Genomic DNA, 1,850 nt, shown 5'->3' on the forward strand with positions numbered 1-1,850 from the left:
ATGAACAACTAAGGTTTAAGTATCTCTTATTATTCTAGGGAGAAGGGATGAAGAAAAAATATTAACTCTTTGTCTTCTACCCTCTGTCTTCATTTTGAAAATTCTATCTTAAAGGACGAAACCCCTTAAAATTAAATATAGCATTCCTATATTAGTTGAAAGATTTGGATAAGGTTAATTCCCCTAAAATTGGGAGTTAGGGGGTAAAATTCTCTCGAATCATTTAGGATTGCTATAGGAAAAAATTACTAGCAATTAACCTTTAATTCGATAGTAGTCACTTCACCATCAACAACAACAATTTGTTTAATTAGCTTATGATAAATTAACTCTCGCTCTTGAGTATTTAAACAATACCAAAAACCAAGATGAGTCAGATAAGGATAAGCTAAAACTTCCTCCGCACTTGACAGAGAAAAATCATCAACTTCACTATGACTGATTTGTTTTTTTATTTGCAAATCTAAATCATCGATCGCCTTTTTAATGGTAGGATTATAATGGTCTTGCAATATTTTTTCTAGGTTTTGCTTTTGTTCCTTTAACTTGATGATGATCAGAGAATCTTCAGGATTTTCCTTAATCTTAAAAGTAGAATCAACACCATTAAATTGATGAGCTTTTTCGATTATAACATCAAATAACTTTGCCTCCAAAAAATCAAGTCGAATTTGCTTTTTATTGCTACATCCTATGCCCGAATTTCGACAACCATAATAGCGATATTTTTGATTATTTTTATTGACACATTTACCACCACATTCACCACAAATAATTAAACCCGTTAACTGAGATCTTGTGTCCATAGTCCCCATGGTGCGACTATTCTGTTCAATAATAGTTATGACTTCGCAATATTCTTCATCAGATAACATTCGTTCGTCGGGATGGGTATTTTCATGAATTTCCCATTCCTCTGGGGGTTTTTGATTACCCCTTTTTTGTGCGTTTCTCGGCTCATATTTATTATAGGCAGTATGTCCTCGTAATACGGGGTTTTTTATCCACTCACAAAAACTTTGACCACTACGCCAAAATAATAATTGTGAAGTCAAAAGTAAGTCATTATTGTTAGCTTTACTAGAAACTCCATATTTTTCATAAAGGTATCGTAAGACATCTCTCCCTTTTCTAACTTGCAAAAAAAATTCAACAGCTTCTCTGGCGATTTCTCCCTTAGAAATTCCTTGCACTAATAAAGAAGAATTATTAGGTAAATCAGACAATTCTTGATAATTACAAGGACGTTGAGAAAGTAAACAAATTATTCGAGATCGATCGATCACATACTTCTCATTTTCTGATTTGTAACCCCAGGGTTGTCTTCCCCATGCCGATTTTTTTTTGCGTTTATATTCAAAACCACGGCAAACTCTTTCCTTTAACATACGCCGTTCATGGACTGCAAAAAGAGCTTGCAAATCCGCACTTAATTCTCCAAAAGCACTGTTTAAATCTACCTCCCCCTGATCTAATAACTTCAATTTTACCGCCGAATATTGGAACAGATTTTTTAATTGCAAATATACCAATTCATTACGAGTTAACCTATCCCATCGAGTGGCAATTACCATTTCAATGGCACCATTTTCTACTAACTGAATTAGCTTATTATAATCATGACGTTCTGGATTTGCTCCCGATTCCACATCCACAAAAACATATTCGGCACCAGCACTTTCTAAACGGTCTATTTGTTGTTCTAAGGCATGAAAATTTTCTGCCTGCTCACGGCTAGACACCCGTGCATATCCTACGATATTATATTGGAACATATTAATTTATGTGTTGCTTTTTAATTTAATTAATTAGTTTTATTATAAACAATTAATTAAAAAATGTGCAAGAGT

1 protein-coding gene is annotated in these 1,850 nt (G+C 33.5%); it reads right to left on the reverse strand.

The features are described from left to right. Positions 1-248: 248 nt before the first annotated feature. On the reverse strand, positions 249-1,775 hold the full coding sequence (gene xisF, locus ACN4EE_RS23035; protein ID WP_431708847.1) for a fdxN element excision recombinase XisF: 1,527 nt from the start codon (positions 1,773-1,775) through the stop codon (positions 249-251). Positions 1,776-1,850 lie beyond the last annotated feature (75 nt).

The sequence above is a fragment of the Geminocystis sp. CENA526 genome, assembly GCF_050753365.1.
GTDB lineage: Bacteria > Cyanobacteriota > Cyanobacteriia > Cyanobacteriales > Cyanobacteriaceae > Geminocystis.

Coding starts and splice junctions, on each gene's coding strand:
- xisF (WP_431708847.1), bottom strand. CDS start 1,775: ATGTTCCAATATAATATCGTAGGATATGCACGGGTGTCTAGCCGTGAG.